Genomic DNA, 16,427 nt, shown 5'->3' with positions numbered 1-16,427 from the left:
CTCATGTGCGGCGGGACACGTGACCGGAAGCTGTGCGCATGAGATCGACTCCGGCCATCGCCGACATGGTTGCCCGCTCCACACGCCGCTCCGGGCTCGCCCTCGCGGTGACGACCCTCGCGGTTCTGACACTCGCGTCCTGCGGTACCCGGACGTCGGGTGCCTCGGGATCGCCGAGCAGGCCCGCCGACGCGGTCGGCGCCCGGCACACCGAGGCGGCCGCGGGATCCGGGCAACAGGCTGCCTTCGCGGCGATGCTGGACGAGATGGCGCGGTCGTGCCCCACCGGCGCCCCGTCGGGTCCGCCGGTGCCCGCGGAGGCCCCGACGGGAGCCCAGTCCGGACCGCCGGTGCCCTCGCGGGCCCCGGGGGGACGGCCGCTGCCCTCCGACGATCCCGCCACCGACGCCCTCGAGGGACCCATCGCCCCCACGGCGGGCCGGAGGTGGAGTTGAACGCCCGTGACTGGTGCGCGAGTCACCGCCATGAGGAGCGCATCGCCCAGGGGCTCTGGGAGCTGAAGGACCCCACGCCGGCCAAGGTCAGGAAGATCCTGAACGGCCTGGGTTACCTCGACGAGCGCATCCACGACCTGAAGCAGTCCGGCGCGAGCACGCGGTTCTTCATCGACCTGCGCTCCAAGGGTGGCCGGCTGTGCGTGGAGGGCTCGGCGGCCGGCGAGGGGACCGTCGTCGAGAAGTGCGTGGCCCCCGAGACCGGACCCTTCACTCCGCCCACGCGGAAGCGGTGACGGCCCCGGCCCCGATCAACCGCGCAGGGCGACGTGGAAGGAGGAGGCCCACAGCACGATCGCCGCGCCCAGGCCGACCACGGTGCGGATCGTCTCCGCCGTGGTGCCGGCCGCCAGGACGGCGAGACCCATCAGTGACACCGCCGTCAGGAAGATCGCGGTCCACTTGTACTGTCCCTGGTCGAAGAGGCGGGCCAGCGGGAAGAAGTGCAGTCCCACGACGAGGCAGATCCCGACCGGGATGAACTCCGGGTGGCCCGACGCGTTCGACGCGGCGATCACGACGAAGATCGCCACCAGCTCGGCGACGTTGACCAGGCCGACGCCCCGGTTCCACTTCTCCGGCAGCCTCACCGTACGAGTCACGGGCCCCGCGGTGCCCCGGAAGGCGAGCACCACCGCGCCGACCGTCACCACGGCCGCGACGACGCCGACGGCGACCGAGACCGGAACCGCCGCGATCCCGGAGCCGCCGGCGAAGGCCCAGACGAGGGCGAAGACGGCGAGGACGATCGCGCCTCGGCGGCGCAGATTGCGTGTGAGGGCGAGACACTCCGCGTCGATGGTTTCCGTAGTCATGGCGCGGACACTACAACGATGATCGGAACCGGGTCGGCAACTTTCGGCAGAAGACGGGCAGTTGCCGCCGCGGTCGGTCCGTGACGCCACGCGGTCGAGAGCATCGCGCCTGGCGCGGGCCGGGGGTCGTACGCCCCCGGCCCGCGCCGGCGTTCACCTCGGTCGGTCAGCCGGTGTCAGCGGCATTGGCCGAGGCGCGGACCGCGCACGGTGACGCCCGTCAGTTCGGGGGCAGGGGTGTTGCCCTCGCACCTCAAGGAGCCGGTGATGGTGCTGCCGGACAGCGTGGTGCCGCCCGTGTTGGACTCGAAGGTGACCGGACCGGTGATCGATCCGCCGTCGCACAGGGCGACCGGGCCGGTGGTCCCTCGAACGGTCAGCGGACCGATGACACGCATGCCGCACAGCGACAGCGCGCGAGCGCCGTCGGCGGAGAACGGTCCGGTGACGGCGGCGTTCCAGGCCGCGAGTGCGCCGCCCGGCTCGATCCGTACCGGGCCGGACTGCCGGGCTCCCGCGGCGAGGCAGAGCGACTCTCCCGCGAGGACCGTCAGCGGGCCGGTGTGGTGCCCCGTCAGGCAGCGGCGGCTGAACCCGACGGTGACGGCGACCGGTTGGGGACTGCCGCTCGCGCCGTGCAGCGGGTCACCCTCGTACCGCGCGGTGATCGCGTGGCCGCCCGGCCGCAGGACGGGCGTGCGCCATACCGCCCGCCCGTCCATGAGTGGCGCGGTGCCCAGCGGTGCGTCGCCGTCGAGGAAGACGACGCTGCCGGTCGGGGTACCGCCGGCGGAAGCGGTGACCTCCGCGGTGACGGTGGTGGCGTGGCCGTACAGCGGGGCGGTGGTGTCCGCGGTGAGTGCGAGGGCGGTGTCGTAGCGCCAGGTGATGACGGCCCGGCCGTTGCCCTGGTTGACGCCGGCGGTCAGGTCGGCTCCGGTGGTGAGGGGGTCGGCGTAGCCGCTGCCTCCGCCTCCTCCGGCGCCCGGCAGGTTGTCGGGGTTGCCGCCCCCGGAGCCTCCGCCGCCGCCGAACCAGCCGCCACCCCCGCCCCCGCCGCCGTTGCCGCCGCGCCCGCCGTTGCCTCCGGCGCCGCCGCTGCCCGGGTTGGGCAGGCCGGTGTTGGGGTCGGTGGCGCCACCGGGGGAACCGGGGCCGCCCAGACGGGAGTTGGGGCTGCCGGTACCGTGGGCGGCTTGGGTCGCGCCGCCGCCGGCGACACCGGAGCCCTCGGGCCCTTCGGCCTGGCCGCCGGGCTCACCCGCCGGGCCACCGCCGGCGCCGCCGTGCAGTTCGGGCCCGCCGTTGCCGGCGCCGCCGCCTCCTCCGGCGACCAGGATCCGCTCGGCGGGGCCGAAGGCACCGACCCGGAGATCGGAGGCTCCGCCGCCGGAGCCCCCTCCCCCGTGCGCGCCGCCGCCGCCGGCGCCGTGGCCGTACCCTCCGGGTCGGGCGTACTCCCCTCGCCTGGAGCTGCCGGGTATGCCGGCGGCGCCCACGGTGAGCTGGAGGACCTGGCCGGGGGTGACGGCCACGGTGGCACGGGTGTGGCCGCCGCGGCCGCCGGGGGCGCCGGCGTTGGGCGGGTTGGGGGTGACGTATCCGGCCGCGCTGCCGCCTTCTGCGCCGAACAGGTCCACGGTCACGGAGCTGACCCCGGCCGGGACGGTGAAGGTGTCGGTGCCGGGCGCGGTCCAGGCGCATCCGGCTCCGGGCTCCGTGGAGACGGCACCCGCCGTCCCACAGACGGGTTCGGCCGCGGCGGCCGCCGCGGTGGGTGGGTGAAGGGCGGCGGCGACGAGCACGGCGGCGCCGGCCAGGACCAGGGCAGGGGTCCGCACGGGGCGGGATGTGTTCATGTGTCAGTTCTTCTGCCGAGTCGGGAAAGGGGGCGTGGGAGGGCGACGTACGGGTTCAGATGCCGTCGTCCGCGCACAGCGCCCAGGCGTCGGTGTACGTGTTCGGGGAGCTGCCGCCACCGGTGTGGGCGTCGGCGGTCCAGTACGCGGCAGTGGTCGTTCCGTCGCCGACGGGGACGGCGACGGAGGTACTGGGGTAGCTGCCGTTGAGGTGGTCGCCGACGGAGCCCGGTCCCGTGAAGTTGGTCGTGGTGAGGCTGCCTCCGCTGATCGCGGCGCCACCGCTGACCAGCGTGCCGCCCCCTTCGCCACAGCCGACGGTCGCCGTCTGCCCGCTGGTGGCGGCGGTGGGGCCGCTCACGGAGGTGTGCCGGACGGTGACCGTGGCCCCGCCGACGTCGATGCCGTTGCCGCTGCAGATGGCGTACGCGTAGGTGGTGTTGTTGCTGTTGCCTCCGCCGCCGTTCCAGCCGACCGCGGTCCATGAGTCGGGGTCGGTCTCGCCATTGGCGGCGGCCTTCTGGCCGAAGCCGTGGGCGGAGTCGTCGAAGGTCGGGAAGGACGCGATCGGCTTGAGGCTGCCGACGCTCGCGGGGGTGATGCGGGCGCCGCCGCCGAGCAGGCGGGTGTTGGCGGGGCAGGTGGCGGTGACGAGGCCGACGGTTCCGCTGCTGGTGGGTCCGGCGAGCTTGTTCATCACCACCTGGGTGTGGTTGACGAGGGTGCTGGTGAAGCACATGGCGTACGGGGTGCTGGAGAAGGAGGCGTTGACCGCTCCTCCGCTGCCGCCGATGCCGAGCCAGTGGGTGACGTCGGTGCCGACGACCCCGGTGGAACCGAGGTACTCGGTGCTTCCGTTCGGGCTGGGCACGGTGCCGTTGATCTTGTTGCCGTTGGAGGAGGTGCCGGTGCCGATGGTCTGGCTGATGCCGCCGCCGGAGATCAGGCCGCTCGCGCAGGCGGCGTCGGTGGTGATCTCGGCGAACGGGGACGCGGGGCCGGCGGTGGCCCCGGGCGTACGGACCGTGGCGCCGACGGAGTTGGCATACGCGACGAACGGGACGGTCACGGCGAGGGCGGCTCCCGCCACGAGGGCGAGAGCGCGGCCCATCGGGCGAGGACGGCGGTTGAAGACAGGGTGCATGGGATCCATCTCCTCGGATCTCCGCAGGGGGTGCCGCTCAGTGCGGTGGGCGGCAGCTGCGTACCGTAGCAGCGGATTCCATTCGTATCTATGAGGTGTTTGCGGACTGAGACCTGACATATGCGAGGTCCGGAGAATCCGGCCCGGCGGCCCGGTCCGGCGCCGCACGCACTCGGCCCGGCGGTCGGCCGGGTCCCGCTCCTCGGAACCGGGCGTCCATGATGCGGGCAGACGTTTGACCGACTTGTGCGCGCACGGTTATGTTGCGCGCCATGCACCGATCCGCGCTTCTGACGACTCGAGGTCATGTCGACCTGAAGCGTGTGTGCTCTGCCGCGTGTCAGTGGTCCTGAACCACGGCGTGGGCGCGGAGCCCGCTGTCCCTTCTCTGTCCGGGAGTTGACCCCGGACGGGACTCTCCTTCCTCCTCGCGCAGCGCCGTCGCGTACCCGTTGAAGAGGCGTTCCGGGTGATCCCCGCCGGAGCGCCCCGACGGCACCGGCCTGCCTGTTCGGCCGCCGGCGTCGACCGTCCGCGTCACTGCACAGGACCGGGAAGGCCCCTCGTGGAGAGTTCACCGCCGACCGCATCTCGACGTTCCGCGCCGCTACGGCGCTCGGACATCCCGCCCGCGCCACCGGCCACACGCCGTGCGTCGGGGGCCGGGGCGGTGATGGGGGCCATCCTCGACCACGGGCCGGTGGCGCGCAGCACGGTGGCCCGGTTGACCGGGCTCTCCCCCGCGGCGGTGAGCGGCCATTGCGGTGTGCTGCTGAGTCGCGGTCTGATCCGTGAGGGACAGGAAACCGCGGGTCCGCGCGGCCTGGGCCGCCCCCATGTCCCCCTGGAGGTCGACAGCGGACGCTTCCTGGTCGCGGGCGTCCATATCGCCGTCACGCACACGACGTTGTCGCTGATGGATCTGCGCGCGGCCGGATCGTCGCCGAGGAGCGACGGCCGCACCAGGCGACGGAACCTGGGCGGGTGCTGGGCGGTCTGACGGAGCGCCTGCCCGGCCTGGTGGAGGCGCACGGCGCGGGCAGGACCGTGCTCGCCCTGGGGGCGGCGACCGGGCATTGGGTCGATCCCGAGGCCGGCGTGGTGGTGCGGCACCCGCAACTCGGCTGGCGTGACGTCGCGGTACGCAGTGTGCTCGCCGAGGGGACCGGGCTTCCCGTTCATGTCGACAGCCATGCCCGGGCGTTGGCCCGGGCGGAGCAGCTCGTGGGACGGAGCGCCACTCGCGGGAGCGCCGTGCTGCTCTTCGTGGGCGCCGTCATGGACGCGGCCTTCGTGTCGGGGGGCGCGGTGCATCAGGGGCCGCGCTCGGGAGCGGGGAACGTCGCCCATCTCCCGGTCGGCGCCGTCGGCGACGGCTCCTCGTCCTGCGTGTGCGGCGTCCCGGGGTGCCTGCAGGCCGAGGTGTCGGAGCCCGAGATGGTGCGGCGGGCCGTGGCGGCGGGCCTCTCGGTGTCGTCCTTCCCCGCCCTGCTGGAACGGGTGTTGGCGGGAGACGCGACGGCGCGGGAGCTGTTTCTGCGCCGTGCTCGTCTGGTGGGGCGGGCGGCTGCCGTGCTCCTGGACATGTTCGACCCCGAGGTGCTGATCGTCGTCGAGCCCGGGGTGGGCCGGCTGCCCGAGTGCCTCGCCACGCTCCGGGCCGAGGTGACCGACCGGTCGTGGGTGTGCGACGACCCCGAGCGCCGCGTCGTACCCAGCTCGTTCACCGGATCCGTACTGGCGACAGCCGGGCCGGCGGTGGCGCTGGGGGCGCTCTACGACGATCCGCTCGGCCCCTGGCCGGCGCTACCCGCCGTCTCCTGACCGGCGGGGTGCGGGGGCAGCGGCCCCCGCACCTGAAGGTCCGACTTAATTCAGCGAGTTGCATTGTTGACCGGGCCGGAGCACGGATCGGAAAATGGATTCATGAGCAGCCAGCGGGGGATTATTCGGTTCGTGCCCACCACGGCACGTCGCTGTCGCCCCCTGCCGCTCTCCGTTCCGGGATCCGGCTGTGCCGACGCCTTCCTCGCCGGAAAGAGCTGTTGACGCTCTCCCGCAGCTTCGTATGAAAGCGGCCTGATCCCCCAAGTCTCACGGTTTCGCGCGGTCGCTGCTCCCTGCCCTTTTACGGCCGGCCCTATCGCCCCATGACCGCTCTCTTCCCACCGTCCCGCCCCGCGCTTCTTCGCCATGGAGGAAATGTGTCCGTCTCCTTGTCCTCGCACCTCGCGACGGACCTCGCCCCCGACCGCTTCAAGCAGGCGTTCCGCGCCTACCCCGCGGGGGTCGTCGTGGTCTCCGCCGACGCCGGCAGCGGGCCCGTCGGCTTCACCGCCACCTCCCTCACCTCACTGTCCCTGACTCCCCCGCTCATCTCCTTCGCCGTCGCCACGAAGTCGTCGTCCTGGCCCCACGTCGAACAGGCCCGTACCGCCGTCGTCCACTTCCTCGGGTCCGATCAGGAGCCGCTGGCCAGGCGGTTCGCGACGAGCGGCATCGACCGCTTCGCGGCGCCCACCGCCTGGCGGCGTCTCCCCGAGGGCGAGCCGGTCCTCTCGGACGTGGCCGGCTGGCTCCGGGTCGGCATCGAGGACCTCGTGCCCGCGGGCGACCACCGCATCGTCGTGGCCCGCGTGCTCGACGCGTGGCAGGAACCGGGGCGGCGCCCCCTCCTCTTCCACGACGGCGGCTACCTCTCCATCTGACCCACACCCCGTCCGGCTTCCCACTCGCCCCCGCCGGACCATTTCGGAACAGGATCATTCATGTCACCCACCCCTACCCGTCCCCGCTTGGCGCGAAGAGGCTTTCTCGCACTCGCCGGTGGTGCGGCCCTCGGCATCGCCGGATGCGCGCCGCCGTCCGATCCCGGTGCCCGATCCGCCTCCGTCAAGGCGCTTTCCACCGCTCCTCCACCACCGAACACCTCGCTTTCCATCGCCGTACGAACATCGCGCATTCAGTTCGCCGAATCGGGCCTCTTGAAGGAACTCCCGTTCAAGGTGTCCGAATGGCCGAACCTCTCCGCGGGTCCGGACATCATCCAGGGATTCCGGGCGCGTTCCATCGACTTGGCGACCAATGCCGGAATTCCGCCGATCCAGGCCCACGCCATCGGGGTGGCGGCCCGCATCGTGGCGGTTCAGCTGCGCCGCAAGCCGACGTACGTCTTCGCCACCGCCCCCGGCTCGCCCATCGCACGGGTGGAGGACTTCCGGGGCAGGAAGGTCGCGTTCTCGCAGGGCCAGGCCCAGGGCGTCGTCGTCCTGCGCGCCCTGAAGAAGGCCGGGATATCTCCGAAGGACGTCCAACTGGTCGCTCTGCCGAGCACCCAGTTCCTGACCGCCCTGCAGTCGAAGCAGGTCGACGTCGCACCACTGGGCGAACCGACGCTGACCAAGTACCTGGCCCAGTACGCGAAGGACGGCGCACGCGACGTCCGCACCGACGTCGTCGACCTGCTGACGGTGTTGTGGGCCCCGTCGGAGGTCCTGGACGATCCCGCGAAGGCGGCGGCGGTCCGCAGCTTCGTTCCACTGTGGGCGCGGGGTTCGGTGTGGGCGTGGGAGAACACGAACCGCTGGATCGACGCGTACTACGTCAAGGACCAGGGCGTCAGCCGCGAGGACGGCAAGCGGATCGTGACATCGCTCAACAAGCCGCACTTCCCGGAGCGTTGGGACGAGGCGATCGCCTGGGAGCAGGAGACCGCCGAGCTGCTGGCCGAGGGCGGCTTCGTCCCGCGGTTCGACGTCGAGCAGCTCTTCGACCGACGTTTCGAAGGCCTGGCGGCCCAGGCCGTCGACGCCCGGTACCGGGAGGGAACATGACCGAGGCGCTGACCCCCGCGCGTGTCTCCGGGGGAATCGCGGTGGCCGACGACCGCCGCACGGAAGGTGCGACCGCGAAGATCGCCCCCGAGCAGACGAGCAGGGGCGGCTCCCCACCGGGCGCCGACGACAAGCCGGGCAGGAGTGGTGGCGGGCGGCGACGACGGCTCGGTCCGGGCCGGCCGGTGCCGTTCGGCCGGCTGCTGGGGCCCGCGTTGCTCATCGCCGCCTGGTCGGGCGCCTCGGCCGCCGGGGTACTCGACCCGCGCATCCTGTCCGGCCCCGGGAGCGTGGTCTCCACCGCCGTCGACCTGGTGGCGGACGGCCGGCTTCAGGGCAATGTGCTGATCTCCCTCCAGCGCGCGGGCCTCGGCCTCTTCTTCGGTGTCGTGTCCGGCGTCGCCCTGGCCGTCGTGGCGGGCCTCAGCCGCACGGGCGAGTACCTCGTCGACGGGCCCCTGCAGATCAAGCGGGCCATCCCGTCCCTGGCGATGCTGCCGCTGCTGATCCTGTGGCTCGGCATCGGCGAGGACATGAAGGTCACGGTGATCGCGCTCGGCGTGGCCGTGAACATGTACATCAACACGTACGCCTCGCTGACCGGCATCGACAGCCGCCATGTGGAGCTCGCCGAGGTCCTTCGGCTGAGCCGGTGGCGGTTCGTGCGGAAGGTCGTGATCCCCGGCTCCCTGCCCGGGTTCTTCGTGGGGCTGCGCCTGGGCGTGACCTCGTCGTGGCTCGGCCTGATCGTCGTCGAGCAGATCAACGCGACCAGCGGCATCGGATACATGATGTTCCAGGCCCAGCAGTACGCACAGTCCGACGTGATCATCGTGGGTCTCGTGGCGTACGGAGTCTTCGGCTTCGCCTCCGACGCCCTCGTCCGCGCCATCGAGAGGAGGGCCCTCTCGTGGCGACGCACACTGGCGGGCTGACCGAGGCGGTCCGGCCGCCGAAGGACCCGGCACCACCGGCCGTCCGTACGCGGCGACTCGTCCGCCGGTTCGGAGAGCGGGCCGTGCTGAAGGACGTCGATCTGGACCTGGCGCCCGGCGAGTTCACCGCCCTGCTCGGACGCAGCGGGTCGGGCAAGTCGACGCTGCTGCGCGCCGTGGCACGGCTGGACCACGGTGTCGAGGGATCGGGCGAACTCGTCGTACCCGACCGGGTGTCGCTAGTCCTTCCAGGACTCGCGCCTGCTGCCCTGGCTGCGTGTGCTGGACAACGTGGTGCTCGGGCTGACCGGCCCCGGCGCCCGGGAGCGGGGACTGACCGCTCTGGAGGAGGTCGGGCTCGCGGGACGCGACCGGTCCTGGCCGCACGAGCTCTCCGGCGGGGAGCAGCAGCGCGCCGCGCTCGCCCGCGCCCTGGTCCACGATCCCGAACTGCTCCTCGCCGACGAGCCGTTCGGCGCGCTCGACGCGCTGACCCGGATCAAGATGCACGGCCTGCTGCGCGAACTGTACGAGCGCCACCGGCCGGCCGTGCTGCTGGTCACCCATGACGTCGACGAAGCCGTCGAGCTGGCCGACCGGGTGCTGGTCCTGGAGGACGGCCTGATCTCGCTGGACATCGCGGTCGATCTGCCCACGCCCCGCAGCCGACGCGACCCCCGGTTCCAGGAGTACCGGGACGCCCTGCTCGCCGCGCTCGGCGTGACGACGCCGTCCGCTCCCCCGCACGACTCCCAGGAGGAGAAGTCCCATGTCCCGCACGCCTGATCGCACGCCGGCCGGCACCCCCGTCCGCAAGCACCTCCACCTCAACGCGTTCCTGATGTCGGTGGGGCATCACGAGGCCGCCTGGCGACTGCCCGAGAGCCCGGCGCAGGGCGGAACCGACATCGCGCACTACCAGAACCTGGCCAGGGTCGCCGAACGCGGCAAACTGGACTCGGTGTTCCTCGCCGACAGCCCGGTCCTCCACGGCGACCCGGGGCGGCGTCCGTCGAGCAAGCTGGAGCCGACCGTCCTGCTCACCGCGCTGGCCGCGGTCACCAGCCGGATCGGACTGATCGCGACCGCATCGACCAGCTACAACGAACCCTTCAACCTCGCCCGGCGCTTCGCCTCGCTGGACCATGTCTCCGGTGGGCGGGCCGGCTGGAACATCGTCACCACGGCAGGCGCCGAGGCGGCCCGCAACTTCGGCCTCGACGACACCCCGCTCCACCACGAACGCTACGCACGCGCGGCCGAGTTCGTCGACGTGGCCACCAAGCTGTGGGACAGCTGGGCGGACGACGCCGTCGTCGGCGACAAGAAGCGCGGCGTGCACGCCCTGGCGGACCGGGTGCGGCGCATCGACCACCGCGGCGCCTACTTCCGCGTCGACGGACCGCTGAACGTCCGGCGATCGCCCCAGGGCCATCCGCTGCTCGTGCAGGCCGGATCCAGCGAGGACGGGAAGGAGTTCGCGGCGCGCCACGCGGAGGCCGTGTTCACCGCGCAGCAGACCCTGGAGGACGGCATCGCGTTCTACAAGGACGTCAAGCAGCGTGCCGTCGCCTTCGGCCGCGACCCGGACGGAATCAAGATCCTTCCGGGAATCGTGCCGGTCATCGGCGACACGGAGGCCGAGGCACGTGAGCTGGACGCGGAGCTCGACCGGCTGATCGCACCCGAGTACGCCCAGCGGCAGCTCGCGCAGAAGCTGCGGATCGCGCCGGAGGACCTGGACCTCGACAGCGAGCTGCCCGAGGACATTCCCACCGAGGACGAGATCGAGGGCGCCAAGAGCCGCTACACCCTCATCGTGGACCTCGCACGCCGCGAGCGGCTGACGGTACGCCAGCTCATCGGGCGGCTGGGCGGCGGCCGCGGACACCGGACCTTCGCCGGGACCGCCGAGCAGGTCGCCGACACGATCGAGCACTGGTACGGGAGCGGGGCGGCGGACGGGTTCAACATCATGCCCGCGGTACTGCCGTCGGGCCTGGAGCGGTTCGTCGACCGGGTGGTGCCGATCCTCCAGGAGCGCGGACTGTTCCGTTCCGAGTACGAGGGCACGACCCTGCGCGAGCACTACGGCCTGGCCCGCCCGGCCAACCGGTTCTTCGACTCGCCGGCGTCCGATGTCGACGCCGCTGTCTCCCCGGCTGCCGATGGCGGTCGCTCCCCCTCCACGCTGGTGGACGCACGGTGACCGGTTGTCCCCCACGGGCCCCGCGGGAAGACGCCCTGTCGGGGCCGGCCGGCTGGGCGCGGCGGCTCCTCGGCTACTGCCTGCGTCACCGCCGTGATCTCGCCCTCGCGTACGGGGCCGCGGTCGTCGCCGCCGTGGCCACCGCCGCGCTGCCGCTCGTCCTGCGCCATGTCGTCGACACCGTCTCGGCGGGGGCGGCCGGGTCGCTGACGCCCTGGCTCGTCGTGCTGGTCTCCCTCGGCGCCGTCCGCTTCGGTGCGAGCTTCACCCGGCGCTACCGCTCGGGCCGGGTGTCGCTCGGGGTCCAGTACGACCTGCGCAACGACGCCTTCGCCTCGCTCGTCCGGCTCGGCGGGTCCAAGCAGGACGAGCTGCGCACGGGACAGGCGGTGAGCCGCTCGATCTCGGACATCACCCTGATCCAGACGCTGCTGCAGTTCCTGCCGAACCTCACGGGCAACGTGCTCATGTTCCTGACCTCCGTGGTCCTCATGGCGCTGCTCTCCCCGCTGCTGACCGCCGTCGCCCTGGTCGTGGGGCCGCTGCTCTGGCTGATCGCGTTCCGCAGCCGTCGCGACCTCTTCCCGGCGAACTGGCACGCCCAGCAGGAGGCGGCCGAGGTCGTCTCCGCCGTGGAGGCGACGGTCACCGGTGTGCGGGTCGTGAAGGGATTCGGCCAGGAGCAGCGGGAGCTGGCCGGTCTGGACGGTCGTGCGCGCCGGCTCTTCGCCTCCCGTATGCGGGTCGTGCGCTACACCAGCCGGTACAACCCCGCGCTCCAGGCCGTGCCGGCCCTGGGACAGGTCGCCGTGCTCGCGCTCGGCGGCTGGATGGCGCTGGACGGCCGCATCTCGCTCGGCACGTTCCTCGCCTTCACGACGTACCTCGGCTCGTTCGTCACCCCGGTGCGGCAGCTGGCCACCCTGCTCACGGTCTGGCAGCCCGCACGGGCGGGCGCCGTCCGCGTCATGGAGGTCATCGACGAGACGCCCGGACTGGCCGAGGCACCGCATCCGGTGGCGCTGCCGCCCGGCCCGCCGACGGTCTCCTGGGAGGACGTCACCTTCGGTTACGGCGGCGGGGATCCGCTCCTGCGCGGCTTCTCCCTGGACATCCGGCCGGGCGAGACCGTCGCTCTCATCGGCCTCGCGGGTTCGGGCAAGTCGACGGCGGCCGCGCTGCTCCCCCGCTTCTACGACGTGGCCGGCGGCCGCGTCCGGGTCGGCGGCCACGACGTGCGCGAGCTGTCCCTCGACTCCCTGCGCTCCCGGATCGGGTTCGTGTTCGAGGAGTCGCTGCTGCTCTCCGACACCGTACGGGCCAACATCGCGTACGGGCTGCCCGACGCCGGGGACGAGCGGATCCGCGCGGCCGCCAGGCTCGCCCGCGCCGACGAGTTCATCGAGCGGCTGCCGCACGGGTACGACACGGTCGTCGGCGAACAGGGGCTCACGCTCTCCGGCGGTCAGCGGCAGCGGATCGCGCTGGCCAGGGCGCTGCTGTGCGAGCCGGACGTGCTCGTCCTCGACGACGCCACGTCGGCGATCGACACCCGGGTGGAAGCGGAGATCCACGACGCCCTGCGGACGGCGGCGCATCGGCCCACGACGCTCATCGTGGCGCATCGGCGCTCCACCCTGGAGCTGGCGGACCGGATCGCCGTCCTGGACGCGGGCCGCGTCGTCGACACCGGAACGCTCGACGAACTGCGGTCCCGCTCGGCACTGTTGCGCTCCCTGCTGTCCGCTCCGGACCAGACGTCCGGGCCGGTGGAGGACGCCCCCACCGCCGGCCCCCGCGATTCCCCGTCCGTCACCGACGTCACGGCCGCACTCTGGCGGCGGGACGTGGACGGCGCGTCCGACGACGAGGGCGGAGAGGCTTCGGTTCGTGCCGCTCAGGCCTTCGCGGAGGCGGCGGCGACGTCCGGACCCGGTCGTGGGGCGCCGGGCGGCGGCGGGCTGCTCGGCTCCGCCCCGCCGAACCCCGAGGTGCTCGCCGGTCTCGCCCGGATGCCGATGCCCGAGGCCGATCCGGGGCTGCCGGTGGAGGTGGCCTCGGCCGCCGAGCCGGACCTCGGCCTGGGGCGGCTCCTGCGCCCCTTCCGGGTTCCGCTGCTGATCGGGCTGCTCCTGGTCGCGCTGGACGCGCTCGCCCAGATCGCCGTACCGGTGCTGGTCAGGCACGGGGTCGACGGCGGGGTGGCGCAGGGCGCCAGGGGCGCCCTGCTGGCGGCCGCGGCCGCCGCCGCTGTCGTGGTGGCGGCGAACTGGGCCGTCGGCGTCCTGCAGGTCCGGACGACGGGCCGTACCGGTGAGCGTCTGCTGTACACGCTGCGGGTCAAGACCTTCGCCCAGCTGCAGCGGCTCGGACTCGACTACTACGAGCGCGAGCTGGGCGGCCGGATCATGACCCGGATGACCACGGACGTGGACGCGCTGTCCACGTTCATGCAGACGGGACTCATCACGGCCGTGGTGAGCGGGCTGACCGTGGTGGGCGTGCTCGCAGCCCTGCTCGTGATCGACGCGGGCCTCGCCCTCGTCCTCGTCGCCGCGGTCCCGGTGCTGGCCGTCGCGACGGCCGTGTTCCGCCACCACTCCGTGCCGGCCTACCGGGATGCCCGCGAGCGCGTCAGCGTCGTCAACGCGGCGCTGCAGGAGAACGTCGCCACGATCCGGGTCACCCAGGCCTTCCGCCGGGAGGAGCACAACGCCCGGCACTTCGCGCGGCTCGCGGGCGAGTTCCGGGACTCCCGGCTCCGCGCGCAGCGGTACATGGGCGTCTTCTTCCCGTTCGTGGAGTTCCTCGGCACGCTGTCCGCGGCCACGGTGCTGGCCGTCGGCGCGGGCAGGGTGACGGCCGGGGAGCTCACGGCGGGCACGCTCATCGCGTTCCTGCTGTACGTGGAGCTGTTCTTCGCGCCGATCCAGCAGCTGTCGCAGGTGTTCGACGGCTACCAGCAGGCGGTGATCGGCCTCTCCCGGCTGCGGACCCTCATGCGGACGCCGACCGGCACCCCCGGCGCGGCCCGGCCACGCCGGGTCGACCGGCTGCGCGGCGCCCTCGAGTTCGACGGCGTGTCCTTCGCGTACCCCGGCGGCCGTGAGGTGCTGAGCGACCTGCGGCTGCGGGTCGCTCCGGGAGAGACCGTCGCGCTGGTCGGCACGACGGGAGCGGGGAAGTCCACGGTCGTCAAACTCCTGGCCCGGTTCTACGATCCGTCCTCGGGTCACGTCCGTGTGGACGGGGACGATCTGCGCGAGCTCGATCTGACGGGCTATCGGCGCCGGCTCGGCGTGGTCCCGCAGGAGCCCCACCTCTTCAGCGGAACCGTGCGCGACGCCATCGCGTACGGGCGTCCTGACGCGGCGGACGCCGACGTCGAGGCCGCGGCGCGGGCGGTCGGCGCGCACGACATGGTCGCGGCGCTGCCCCGGGGCTATCTGCAGCAGGTCGGCGAGCGGGGCCGGAATCTGTCCGCGGGCCAGCGGCAGCTCATCGCGCTGGCACGTGCCGAACTCGTCGATCCCGACGTGCTGTTGCTGGACGAGGCCACGGCCTCGCTCGACCTGGCCACGGAGCGGCGGGTGACCGCAGCGACGGCCGCGCTGGCCCGTCGCCGTACGACCGTCGTCGTGGCGCACCGGCTCACCACCGCCGCGCGCGCCGACCGTGTCGTCGTCCTCGACGGCGGCAGGATCGCCGAGACCGGCACGCACGAGGAGCTGCTCGCGGCGGACGGTCCCTACCGCCGGCTCTGGGACGCCTTCCGGGACGGCTCGGCGCATGCCGTCCCCACCGATCCACACCCCACCGATCACCTGATGCAGGAGAGTGCACGATGACGCAGTACCGCAGTCTGGGCCGTACGGGCGTGAAGGTCAGCCCGCTGTGCCTGGGGACGATGATGTTCGGCGCCCGTGGCAATCCCGACCACGAGGACTCCGTACGGATCATCCATCGCGCCCTCGACGCGGGCATCAACTTCGTCGACACGGCCGACGTCTACTCCGCGGGCGAGTCGGAGACGATCGTCGGCAAGGCCCTGGCCGGTGGCCGCCGGGACGACGTGGTGCTCGCCACCAAGTTCCACGGCAGCGTCGGGGAGGACCCCAACGAGCGGGGCAACTCGCGCCGTTGGATCGTGCGGGAGGTCGAGAACAGCCTGCGGCGCCTGGGCACCGACTGGATCGACCTCTACCAGGTCCACCGGCCGGAGCCGGACACCGACTTCGACGAGACGCTCGGCGCCCTGACGGATCTCGTGCGCCAGGGGAAGATCCGCTCCATCGGGACGTCGACGTTCGAGCCGTCGGCGATCGTCGAGGGCCAGTGGATCGCCGAGCGGCGGGGGCGGGAGCGGGTGGTCGCGGAGCAGCCTCCATACTCGCTGCTCGCCCGGGGCGTGGAGCGTGAGGTGCTGCCGGTCGCCCAGCGGTACGGACTCGGTGTGCTGGCCTGGAGCCCGCTGGCGGGCGGCTGGCTGTCCGGTCGCTACCGCAAGGGGGCTGAGCAGCCCCGCTCCAGCCGCGCGGACCGCCAGGCCGAGCGCTTCGACATCGCCTCACCCGAGAACACGGCGAAGCTCGACGCGGCGGAAGCCCTCGCGCAGCTCGCGGAGGAGGCCGGCCTGACGCTGATCCAGCTCGCGCTCGCCTTCGTCCTCGAACACCCGGGGGTCACGTCGGCCATCATCGGCCCGCGCACGTTCGACCAGTTGGAGAGCCAGCTGGGCGCGGACACGGTCCGGCTGGACCAGGACGTCCTCGACCGGATCGACAAGATCGTGCCTCCGGGCACCAACCTCTCCGCGCGCGACGGGGGTTATGTCCCGCCGTCGCTCACGGAACCCGACCTGCGCCGCCGCGGCCGCTGACGCCGGACGGACCGCGCCCGTCAGGGGCGCGGTCCGCATGGGGGCGTGCTCCCGGGCGATGCCGTACCCGGTCCCGGGCGGTCTCGTCGTCGTTGTCCGCGTCCTCGCCGGGCAGCGAGGCTCGTCCTGGGCGTTCACGGTGCGGGACGACGATGGCCCGACGAAGTCGTGGGTTCTCGAAGTCGAGCTGACCGCGTACCTGCGCTTCGGCCCGCGGCACGTTCGTGCAAGGCTCGAC

11 protein-coding genes and 2 pseudogenes are annotated in these 16,427 nt (G+C 72.8%); 10 read left to right on the top strand and 3 right to left on the bottom strand.

The window, feature by feature from the left end; all coding sequences use genetic code 11:
- The first annotated feature begins 38 nt into the window (after nt 1–38).
- Together ACFVZW_RS16550 and ACFVZW_RS16545 are read left to right on the top strand one after the other, a co-directional pair.
- Nucleotides 39–455 carry a hypothetical protein gene (locus ACFVZW_RS16550; protein WP_384521726.1) on the top strand — a complete coding sequence of 139 codons (417 nt, stop codon included), beginning with the start codon at nt 39–41 and terminating at the stop codon, nt 453–455.
- Nucleotides 452–751: a hypothetical protein gene (locus ACFVZW_RS16545; RefSeq protein ID WP_384521723.1), complete on the top strand. Its 300-nt coding sequence runs from the start codon at nt 452–454 to the stop codon at nt 749–751. Before ACFVZW_RS16550 ends, ACFVZW_RS16545 begins: the two co-directional genes overlap by 4 nt.
- A 15-nt stretch (nt 752–766) precedes the next feature.
- On the opposite strand, the gene ACFVZW_RS16540 is transcribed toward ACFVZW_RS16545, so the two are convergent.
- The 3 genes from ACFVZW_RS16540 to ACFVZW_RS16530 all read right to left on the bottom strand — a co-directional run bounded on the left by ACFVZW_RS16540 (nt 767) and on the right by ACFVZW_RS16530 (nt 4,333).
- A complete protein-coding gene (locus ACFVZW_RS16540) occupies nt 767–1,330 on the bottom strand; it encodes a hypothetical protein (protein ID WP_384521720.1) in 564 nt (187 codons plus the stop codon).
- A gap of 176 nt (nt 1,331–1,506) precedes the next feature.
- A complete protein-coding gene (locus ACFVZW_RS16535) occupies nt 1,507–3,189 on the bottom strand; it encodes an Ig-like domain-containing protein (protein ID WP_384521718.1) in 1,683 nt (560 codons plus the stop codon).
- A 55-nt stretch (nt 3,190–3,244) separates the two neighbouring features.
- The gene (locus ACFVZW_RS16530) at nt 3,245–4,333 is read right to left on the bottom strand and encodes a hypothetical protein (RefSeq protein WP_384521715.1); all 1,089 of its coding nucleotides are present in this window, start codon (nt 4,331–4,333) and stop codon (nt 3,245–3,247) included.
- Nucleotides 4,334–5,006: 673 nt separating this feature from the next.
- Here ACFVZW_RS16530 and ACFVZW_RS16525 point away from each other — a divergent pair.
- From ACFVZW_RS16525 to ACFVZW_RS16490, 8 genes and pseudogenes are all read left to right on the top strand, one after another.
- Nucleotides 5,007–6,157 (top strand): annotated as a pseudogene (locus ACFVZW_RS16525) (ROK family protein).
- Between the two features lie 380 nt (nt 6,158–6,537).
- Nucleotides 6,538–7,041, top strand: a complete 504-nt coding sequence (locus tag ACFVZW_RS16520; protein ID WP_384521712.1) for a flavin reductase family protein — start codon at nt 6,538–6,540, stop codon at nt 7,039–7,041.
- Between the two features lie 60 nt (nt 7,042–7,101).
- Nucleotides 7,102–8,166, top strand: coding sequence for an ABC transporter substrate-binding protein (locus tag ACFVZW_RS16515; RefSeq protein WP_384521709.1), 1,065 nt, complete (start codon nt 7,102–7,104; stop codon nt 8,164–8,166).
- Entirely contained in the window at nt 8,163–9,101 is a 939-nt protein-coding gene (locus ACFVZW_RS16510; protein ID WP_384521706.1) for an ABC transporter permease, read from the top strand. Before ACFVZW_RS16515 ends, ACFVZW_RS16510 begins: the two co-directional genes overlap by 4 nt.
- Nucleotides 9,077–9,887, top strand: a pseudogene (locus tag ACFVZW_RS16505) (ABC transporter ATP-binding protein). The gene ACFVZW_RS16510 and the pseudogene ACFVZW_RS16505 overlap by 25 nt, the downstream one beginning before the upstream one ends.
- On the top strand, nt 9,871–11,310 hold the full coding sequence (locus ACFVZW_RS16500) for an LLM class flavin-dependent oxidoreductase (RefSeq protein ID WP_384521703.1): 1,440 nt from the start codon (nt 9,871–9,873) through the stop codon (nt 11,308–11,310). Before ACFVZW_RS16505 ends, ACFVZW_RS16500 begins: the two are co-directional and overlap by 17 nt.
- The gene (locus ACFVZW_RS16495) at nt 11,307–15,158 is read left to right on the top strand and encodes an ABC transporter ATP-binding protein (RefSeq protein ID WP_384521700.1); all 3,852 of its coding nucleotides are present in this window, start codon (nt 11,307–11,309) and stop codon (nt 15,156–15,158) included. Before ACFVZW_RS16500 ends, ACFVZW_RS16495 begins: the two co-directional genes overlap by 4 nt.
- Entirely contained in the window at nt 15,155–16,189 is a 1,035-nt protein-coding gene (locus ACFVZW_RS16490) for an aldo/keto reductase (protein ID WP_384521697.1), read from the top strand. The genes ACFVZW_RS16495 and ACFVZW_RS16490 overlap by 4 nt, the downstream gene beginning before the upstream one ends.
- The last annotated feature ends 238 nt before the right edge of the window (nt 16,190–16,427 follow it).

This window comes from Streptomyces sp. NPDC059567 (genome assembly GCF_042735655.1).
GTDB lineage: Bacteria > Actinomycetota > Actinomycetes > Streptomycetales > Streptomycetaceae > Streptomyces.
Note: the sequence above shows the minus strand (reverse complement) of the source record. Positions and strands in the feature narration are given on the sequence as shown.

What these genes read in the sequence shown, in the direction of transcription:
- ACFVZW_RS16550 (WP_384521726.1), top strand. Translation starts at nt 39, where the DNA reads ATGAGATCGACTCCGGCCATCGCCGACATGGTTGCCCGCTCCACACGC.
- ACFVZW_RS16540 (WP_384521720.1), bottom strand. Translation starts at nt 1,330, where the DNA reads ATGACTACGGAAACCATCGACGCGGAGTGTCTCGCCCTCACACGCAAT.
- ACFVZW_RS16535 (WP_384521718.1), bottom strand. Translation starts at nt 3,189, where the DNA reads ATGAACACATCCCGCCCCGTGCGGACCCCTGCCCTGGTCCTGGCCGGC.
- ACFVZW_RS16530 (WP_384521715.1), bottom strand. Translation starts at nt 4,333, where the DNA reads ATGCACCCTGTCTTCAACCGCCGTCCTCGCCCGATGGGCCGCGCTCTC.
- ACFVZW_RS16515 (WP_384521709.1), top strand. Translation starts at nt 7,102, where the DNA reads ATGTCACCCACCCCTACCCGTCCCCGCTTGGCGCGAAGAGGCTTTCTC.
- ACFVZW_RS16510 (WP_384521706.1), top strand. Translation starts at nt 8,163, where the DNA reads ATGACCGAGGCGCTGACCCCCGCGCGTGTCTCCGGGGGAATCGCGGTG.
- ACFVZW_RS16500 (WP_384521703.1), top strand. Translation starts at nt 9,871, where the DNA reads ATGTCCCGCACGCCTGATCGCACGCCGGCCGGCACCCCCGTCCGCAAG.
- ACFVZW_RS16490 (WP_384521697.1), top strand. Translation starts at nt 15,155, where the DNA reads ATGACGCAGTACCGCAGTCTGGGCCGTACGGGCGTGAAGGTCAGCCCG.